The organism is Williamsia sp. 1135, assembly GCF_002095395.1.
GTDB lineage: Bacteria > Actinomycetota > Actinomycetes > Mycobacteriales > Mycobacteriaceae > Williamsia.
In genome coordinates, this window is the sequence record NZ_MJEI01000073.1 from 55,612 (window position 1) to 63,923 (window position 8,312).

General features: G+C 63.2%; 8 protein-coding genes. 7 read left to right on the top strand and 1 reads right to left on the bottom strand.

The window, feature by feature from the left end; translation table 11 throughout:
* Positions 1-5: 5 nt before the first annotated feature.
* Positions 6-392, top strand: a complete 387-nt coding sequence (locus BFL43_RS06615; RefSeq protein ID WP_084891782.1) for a PPOX class F420-dependent oxidoreductase — start codon at positions 6-8, stop codon at positions 390-392.
* Here the strand turns inward: BFL43_RS06615 and BFL43_RS06620 are convergent, their stop codons facing one another.
* Complete coding sequence (locus BFL43_RS06620; RefSeq protein ID WP_084891783.1) at positions 393-1,109, bottom strand: maleate cis-trans isomerase; 717 nt, start codon at positions 1,107-1,109, stop codon at positions 393-395. It abuts the gene before it with no gap.
* Positions 1,110-1,246: 137 nt separating this feature from the next.
* Between BFL43_RS06620 and BFL43_RS06625 the strand changes: the two genes are divergently transcribed.
* From BFL43_RS06625 to BFL43_RS06650, 6 genes are all read left to right on the top strand, one after another.
* Positions 1,247-2,662, top strand: coding sequence for an amidase (locus BFL43_RS06625; protein WP_084891784.1), 1,416 nt, complete (start codon positions 1,247-1,249; stop codon positions 2,660-2,662).
* Positions 2,655-3,152 (top strand): DUF3830 family protein, encoded by a 498-nt coding sequence (locus BFL43_RS06630; protein ID WP_084891785.1) that lies wholly within the window; start codon positions 2,655-2,657, stop codon positions 3,150-3,152. The genes BFL43_RS06625 and BFL43_RS06630 overlap by 8 nt, the downstream gene beginning before the upstream one ends.
* 15 nt (positions 3,153-3,167) lie before the next feature.
* Positions 3,168-3,959, top strand: coding sequence for a GntR family transcriptional regulator (locus BFL43_RS06635; protein WP_084891799.1), 792 nt, complete (start codon positions 3,168-3,170; stop codon positions 3,957-3,959).
* A 152-nt stretch (positions 3,960-4,111) separates the two neighbouring features.
* Positions 4,112-5,497 carry an MFS transporter gene (locus BFL43_RS06640; protein WP_084891786.1) on the top strand — a complete coding sequence of 462 codons (1,386 nt, stop codon included), beginning with the start codon at positions 4,112-4,114 and terminating at the stop codon, positions 5,495-5,497.
* Positions 5,498-5,770: 273 nt separating this feature from the next.
* The gene (locus tag BFL43_RS06645; protein ID WP_084891787.1) at positions 5,771-6,664 is read left to right on the top strand and encodes an enoyl-CoA hydratase; all 894 of its coding nucleotides are present in this window, start codon (positions 5,771-5,773) and stop codon (positions 6,662-6,664) included.
* Positions 6,665-6,957: 293 nt separating this feature from the next.
* Positions 6,958-8,172, top strand: coding sequence for a DUF222 domain-containing protein (locus tag BFL43_RS06650; RefSeq protein WP_084891788.1), 1,215 nt, complete (start codon positions 6,958-6,960; stop codon positions 8,170-8,172).
* The last annotated feature ends 140 nt before the right edge of the window (positions 8,173-8,312 follow it).

Sequence of the window (8,312 nt, forward strand, 5' to 3'; positions counted from 1 at the left end):
AGCCCATGACCTCACCGTTTGGGCAGGCCGGAACTGCGAAGTACGTGCAACTCACCACGTTCCGAAAGGACGGCACCCCGGTCGCGACACCGCTGTGGGCCGCGTCGGACGGTGACAAGCTGCTGATGTGGACGGTGACCGACTCATGGAAGGTCAAGCGGATTCGCCGCAATCCGGTGGTGCTGGTGCAAGCCTGTGATGCGCGTGGCAAGAAAGTGTTCGGGGACGTCGTGAAGGGCACTGCCGAGATTCAGGACGCGGTTGGTACCGCGCACACGCGAAAGGCGATTGCGAAGAAGTACGGGATCCTGGGGTGGATCACCGTCAAGGGCAGTCAACTGCGACGCGGCGATGGCGGCACCGTCGGGCTCGCGATCACCGCAACCGGGTAGTCAACCTCGGAAGAGTGTGCCCAGGATGTCGCTCCGGATGGTCGTACCCGCGAGCTTCAATCCGTACCAGGCCGTCACCTGATTGGCGGTCAGCACCGGCTTGCCCAGAGCTTCCTCGAGCTCGGGGATCCAGGCAATGGTGTGCAGTGCCGTGTCGGGGATCAGGACGGCCTGCGCGTCGGGAGAGTCGTTGCTCTTGGCCAGCTCCAGCACGGCATCACGGTCGAGCCGGGCGGCCATCGCCGCTGTAGGGATGTCGTGGGACACCAGTTCGGTGACCGTGATCCCGGCATCTCCGAGGAAGGCCACGAAGTGCGACGAGACGTCTTCGGGATACGTCGCGGCGATCGCCACCCGATCCAGGCCCAGCTCGCGGCAGGCGGCGGCGAACGCGATCGACGTCGAAGCGGCCGGTAGACCCACTTCTTCGCTGATCTCGGCGACCTGCTGGTGGGCACCGTCCCACCCGAAGACGAAACTGCCGGAGGTGCAGGCCCACATCACGACGTCCGGGGAAAACGCGGCGACTTCGCGGGCGCCTTCGATCAGCCGGTCGCTGCTGCCCAGGTCGAGCAGGGCGCCCACCTCGTGCGCGTCGACGCCGACGGTCGTGAGGATGACGGGCAGCGAAACCTCTTGGCCCAGTATCCGTTCCATCAGCGGGTAATCGTCTTCGGCGGCGCTGCCCGGGTACAGGATCCCAATGGTGACCGACATCGTCGTCCTCTCTGCTCGGCCCTCGACCTGCCGTCGGATGTGGACAGGGCTGGTCTGTCCACTTCGAGACCGGTACATTACGGTAAATTGTCAACAATCTACCAAGAGGTTCGCCGGATGCGGAGGTGAGTACGGACGTGGAATCGCGACAGAACTGGGGCATCCGCAGCCACGGCGCCGCCGAACTCACTGCCCACTACCGCAGCGGTGAGCTCTCGCCGCTGACCGTTGTCGAGGAAACCCTCGACGCGATTGCCCGGTACAACCCGGACCTCAATGCATTCACGCAGGTCCACGGCGATTCCGCGCGTCTCGAGGCCCTCGAGTCCGCAGAGCGCTATCGGCGGGGTGCGTCGCTCGGTGCGCTCGACGGCGTGCCGGTCACCATCAAGGATCTCCTGCTGACGGCGGGCAGACCGACATTGCGCGGATCCGAATTGATCGATCCGGAACAGCCCTGGCCAGAGGATTCGCCTGCCGTCGCGCGTCTGCACGAAGCGGGCGCGGTGACGCTCGGGAAGGTCACCACCCCGGAGTTCGGCTGGAAGGGCGTCACCGACAGCCCGGCTTTCGGCGTGACCCGCAATCCGTGGAACACCGAGCGGACATCGGGAGGCTCGAGCGGCGGCAGCGCCGCGGCCGTCGCCGCGGGCCTCGGGGTGCTGTCCGTCGGCACCGATGGTGGCGGGTCCATCCGTATCCCCGCCGCCTTCTGCGGAATCGTGGGCTTCAAACCCACCTATGGACGCGTGCCGATCTATCCGGCCAGCCCCTTCGGGACGCTCGCCCACGTGGGGCCGATGGGCCGCAGCGTCGCCGACGTCGCAGCGCTGCTCGACGTGATCAGCGGATTCGACGCCAGGGACTGGTCAGCGCTCGCGCCTGTCCCGCCGGTGGACCTCGGCACCGGATCGTTGGACGGCCTGCGGATCGCCTTCAGTCCGGACCTCGGGTACGGCACCAACAACCCTGCAGTCGAGCAGAAGGTCAGGGACACGCTGGAGGTGTTCACGGGACTCGGTGCACACGTCGAGGAGATCGACCTGGCGCTGAGCGACCCGGTCTGGGCCTACCACGTGCTGTGGTTTGCCGGGGCAGCCGTGGTCGTCGCCGCACATGGTCCGGGGGCGGCGGCAAAGGTTGATCCCGGACTCGTCCGGGCGTTGGACCGGCACAGCGACTTCTCGGCCGGTGATTTCATCGACGCCACCACGCTGCGCATGGACCTCGGACGGCGAATGGGCCTGCTGCACCAGGAGTACGACCTGCTCATCACGCCCGCGATGCCCGATGTCGCGTTCGAGGCCGGCGTCGATGTGCCCGCGGGCTCAGGCGATCCGGACTGGACGAGTTGGACCCCGTACAGCTATCCCTTCAACCTGACCCAACAGCCGGCGATCACGGTGCCATGCGGATTCGTCGAAGGGTTGCCCGTCGGCGTCCAGATCGTCGGACCTCGACATGCTGACGAACGAGTCCTGCAGGCAGCACATGCGTTTGAACGTCACGCCGCTGTGAACTCGAGTGCACCGAAAGGTGGGGGACATGAGTAGATATCTACGGATCACCCTGGAGAAGCGTTCGGTGACCGCAGTGGCCCGGTTGCTCGACGACGAGGCGCCGCGTACTTCGGAGGCGGTGTGGCAGGCCTTGCCGCAGGGTGGGCAGGTGTATCACGGGAAGTTCGCGCGCAACGAAATCTACACACTGGTACCGGCTTTCGCTGCCACCGAGCCGGGATCGGAGAACACCACCGTCACCCCGATCCCTGGAGACCTGTGCTACTTCACGTTCGACGGAACTCTCGAAAATACCGCCTACGGGTACGAAAATGACAGTGCGGCAAAGGATCACACGTTGTTGATCGATCTCGCGGTGTTCTACGGCCGGAACAATTTGCTCATCAACGGTGACGTGGGGTGGGTGCCTGGCAACATCTTCGCGACGATCGAGGAGGGCCTCGGGGAGTTCGCCGCAGCCTGCAACGATGTGTGGATGGGCGGGGCGCGCGGTGAGACGCTCACGTATCAGAGGGTGGAGTGAGCAGTGACCGAACCGATGAAGGCTCCTGACACCGCACGAAAGCGCGCGGCGAGGTCCAGGGTCCTCGAGCCACTCGTGCAGGAGTCGACGCCGGCGATCATCGCGAGGCAGCTACGCGCGGCCATCGCCGGAGGCGACTTCGCTCCGGGGTCGCAGCTCACCGAATCGGGACTGGCGGCCGATCTCGGGGTCAGTCGGGGCCCCCTGCGGGAGGCCATGCAGCGCCTGACCCAGGAGGGATTGCTGGTCAGCTACCGGAATCGCGGCCTGTTCGTCATCACGATGGACGACGACGACATCCGGGACATGTATGTCGCCCGAACAGCAATCGAGCGCGCAGCACTCGAGCAGGTGATCCTGCGCAGCCCGGACGAGGCAGTGGATGTGCTCGGTGGGTGTGTCGAGGAGATGGAACGGTACGCCGATGAACCGAACGGTCCACAGATAGCGGACGCTGACATGGGCTTTCATCATGCGCTCGTCGAATTGGCGGGAAGTCCGCGTCTCTCGCGGTTGCACGAGACGATCCTGGTGGAGACCCGCATGTGCCTCGGTGCGATGCGCGGGACGTATGCTTCCTCGGAGGAACGCATCGGGGAACATCGACGACTGGTCGAAGCGATCGCAGTACGCGACATCAAAGCCGCGGATGAGATCATGATCGACCACATGCGCGATGGCTTGCGCCGCATCATCGCGGAACCGGGGGCGGTATCGCAATTCGCCGGTGCGGCGATGGCTCCGAGCTCTAACGTACCCATAAACCGTCCGGCAGCGGACTCGAAGCGCACCGGACCGAAAACCTGACCTGCAGCATCCGCGGGCCGCGTACCACCTAGGAGGCAGCAACACAGAACCGAATGGCAACGCCTGCTCTCGAGCATCCGGGAGCAATCGCATTTTGTGGGCCTCGAAGACACCGAGATCGATTGAATGTCTTCAGTTCTGAGGAGGTATCGATGAGCCCAGATATAAAGAAGTCAAGTTCTGCAGTACCACCGGGATTCCCGGATCCGGAATCCCCGGAGGGCAAGAAACTATTACGCAAGGCGATCGGCGCATCCGCCATCGGCAACGCGACGGAGTGGTACGACTATGGCGTCTACGCCGCCACCACCACCTATCTGACCCAGGCATTCTTCCCTGGCGACCTCGGCACCATCGGCACCATGCTCGGCTTTGCGATCTCGTTCGTCCTCCGTCCGATCGGAGGCATGGTCTGGGGCCCGATCGGTGACCGCATCGGTCGAAAAGCTGTGCTCGCCATGACAATCCTGCTGATCTCGGGTGCCACTGCGCTCATCGGTGTACTTCCGACCGAGGCCGTCGTCGGGGTCTGGGCACCGGTCCTGCTGATCACCTTGCGCGTGGTCCAGGGCTTTTCCACCGGCGGGGAGTACGGTGGCGCGGCCACCTTCATGGCGGAATACGCACCGGACAACAAGCGAGGCAAATACGGGAGCTTCCTCGAATTCGGCACTCTCGCCGGCTTCGTCATGGGCACCGCGTTCGTGCTGGTGCTGGAGCTTTTCCTGACCGATGACCAGATGCAGCAATGGGGTTGGCGTATCCCGTTCCTGTTCGCTCTGCCGTTGGGTCTGATCGGTCTGTATCTGCGGAATCAGATGAACGACACCCCCGTCTTCACCGAGATGGAGCAGAAGGACGAGATCGAGGGATCGGCCTGGCAGGCGTTCAAGGCCCTGCTGACCACGTATTGGCAGCCGATCCTGGTGATGTTCGGACTGGTGATCGCGCTCAACGTCGCCAACTACACGCTGCTGGCGTATCAGCCTACGTATCTCAAGACCACCATCGGGATGACCGAAACCACTGGCACGATGGTGATCCTGATCGGTGAGCTCGCAATGATGGCCTGTATCCCGTTCTTCGGGGCGTGGTCGGACAGGATCGGGCGAAAACCCATGTGGTGGGGCTCGTTGATCGGACTGTTCGTGTTCGCGTTGCCGATGTACTGGCTGATGGGTCAGGGACTGGCGTGGGCGATCGTCGGCTTCGTGGTACTGGGCTTGCTGTATATCCCACAGCTGTCCACGATTTCAGCGACCTTCCCGGCAATGTTCCCCACACAGGTGCGGTACGCGGGCTTCGCGATCTCGTACAACGTCGCGACTGCTGCGTTCGGTGGCACCGCACCGTTGATCAACGACGCCGTGACGGCGAACGAGGGCTGGGAGTTGTTCCCGGCCGCCTACATGATGCTGGCGTGTGCGGTCGGCATGATCGCGCTGCCGTTCTTGCGTGAGACGGCGGGCTGTTCGATCCGCGGGACCGAGATCCCCGGTGACGAGACAGACGCCGAGAAAAAGTTGATCAACAGTTAGTTCGACGAAGGTTGAAGGGCCCGGTCGCAGTGCGACCGGGCCCTTTGCCGTCGACCGTGGCCGCCGCCGACCGTGCCGAAACAAACGCCGAGCGTGCCAACACCGCCGTTGAGCGGGCCGAAACCGCCGTCGAGCGTGCTGATCGGCCACCCCGGTTGAGTTGATCGCGGCCGACGGGGGTGTCGAACGCAGGTGACACGCAGCGGAGAGGCAAGATCGACTTCAAAGCGCCGCAAGGCAGCGCTGAGCCACGCGAGCAGATCGGGAGATGCAATGGAGCCGGCCATTACCTATGAGACCTTTGACGAGGGTCGGATCGCACGGGTGTCACTGAATCGTCCGAAAGCCAGAAACGCTCAAAATCGCCGGCTTCTGGTTGAACTCGACGAGGCACTGCGCAAAGCCGAGGCCGACGACACCGTGCGGGTGATCGTCTTGGCCGCCAACGGCCCTAGCTTCTCGGCCGGCCACGACATGGGGTCGGAAGAAGCAGTAGCCGAAGTGACGCCGGGGCCGGGCCAACATCCGACATTTCGCATCGACGGTGGAACACGGGAAGGTGTCGTCGAGAACAGGGCAATTCAGGAGTGGCACTACTACTTCGAGAACACCAAGCGATGGCGCGAGCTGCGCAAGATCACGATCGCGCAAGTGCACGGGAACGTGATCTCTGCCGGTCTGATGCTCATGTGGGCGTGCGACCTCATCGTCGCGGCTGATGACACGGTGTTCTCTGATGTGGTCGCAGCCCGGCTGGGCATGCCTGGCGTCGAATATGTGGCACATCCGTGGGAGTTCGGGCCGCGTAAGGCGAAAGAACTTCTGCTGACGGGTGATTCGATCGACGCAGAGGAAGGTTACCGACTCGGAATGGTGTCGAAGATCTTCCCCCGAGACGAACTGCCAGACAAAACGCTCGAGTTCGCGAGACGTATCGCGTCACGACCCACATTCGCCGCGCTGTTGGTCAAAGACACGATAAACGGCGCCGTCGATGCGATGGGATTTCAAGAATCCCTCAAGCATTCGTACTACATTCATCAGCTTGGCCACGCGCATTGGTCGGCATTGCACGACGACCGTCTCCCGGTTGCGAAACCGGGCCCCGACATCGATGACTGGCGAACTGCCGGACCGCCGAAGTCGTCGGACAAGTACACGCCCTGAGCATTTTTGGCACGGTCGAAGGAATTTTGGCCCGCTGGAATCGTGCCGATCCGACCGTCGACCGTGCCCGTGCGATTCATGCAGCAGCGCAACCAGTTACCTGTGCAAACAACTGGCCTCTCTGTCAGGGGTCGCTGATAACCTTCAACTGAAAGCGCTGTGTCCGAGTCGAGTCGGTATGTGATGCCTCGGATTCTATTGGCTGCCAGTAGCATTCATCCGTTCAGACTACTTGCGAACATCTGTTCGAACGGTTAGATTGGTGTTAGTCGATCGACCTGGGGAGGGGTTCGATGAACATCCGCACCACTACTGAAGACATGATCGGGCTGGTGGTACCAGACGATCCCGGTGACCTGGCGTCACTGACGAAAGACCTGATCACCCTGCGCAATGCGACCGAGTCGCAGCTGTCGGTCTGTGCGGCGATGATCGACCGGCTCGGGTTCGCGAAGAAAGCCGGCACCACACCGTCGAAGTGGCTGCAAGACAACGGCGCCGCCCCAGCACCAGCATCGCGCTGGCTACGTATCGGCGCCGGCGTCGCGAAGCTCGATCGCACCGCCGGGTACTTCCGGGATGGATTCCTCTCCACCGAGCATGTCGACGCCGTGGTCAAAGGGATCAAGCAGATCAACGACAGGTCGGACGTCGGGATCACCGACGAGGAACGAGTCGTCTTCGAAGGAAAATTGTTGAGTCACGCCATCTCCGGAGCGCGACCCACCGAGATCGAGAAGATCGCCCAAGGTCTGGGAAACCAGGTCGCCCACGACACCGGCGGACCCACCCCGGCTGAGGATCCCTCACTCAACAAACTCGACTACGCGTTCAGTGAGGGACGGTTGGTGGGTCGGTTCGATGTGGATGCGCAGATCGGGGAGAAGTTGCACGCCGCGCTGGACCTGTGGAGCCGGCCACGCCCAGAGCCCGATGGATCTGATGATGCCCGCAGTGACACCCAGCGCCGCGCTGACGCGTTGCATCAGTTGCTCGATTGCGGCGGTGGCGGCGGCGATGGATTCGTGTCGGCGCCGCGGACCGAGGTGAACGTATCCGTACCCGCCGACCACCCCGACCGGGCGACGCTGGAGTGGATGGGACCGATCACCGAGCACCTCGCGAAATTGCTGGCGTGCGATTCCTCGATGGCATCGGTCATCCTCGACCAGCACGGGGTGCCGATCGACGTCGGACCTTCGAAACGCCTGTTCACCGGCGCTGTCCGCAAAGCGATCATCATCCGCGACCAATGCTGTGTTAAATGCGGCGGATCAGCGTCCTGGTCTGATTGCCACCACATCATCTACTGGTCCGACGGTGGCACCACAACATTGGGCAATGGCTGCCTACTGTGCCGGACCTGCCACCGCGCAATCCACAACACCGGATGGGAGATCAGTATGGGGTCCGATGGGCATCCGTGGCTGATTCCGCCGGCCGATATCGACCCGCAACGAAGACCCTTACCCGCCTACAACAGGCGAACCATGACACTCGCAGCCTGATCTACTTTCTGACAGCAACTCTCAGACCGCTCGACCCCCCGCGTACCCGAGAACGCTTCGGGACCGCGCACGCAGATTGACAATTCCACAGTGTGAAACGCAAGGTGCTGCCGCCCGGATGGGCCGGGCGGCAGCACCAC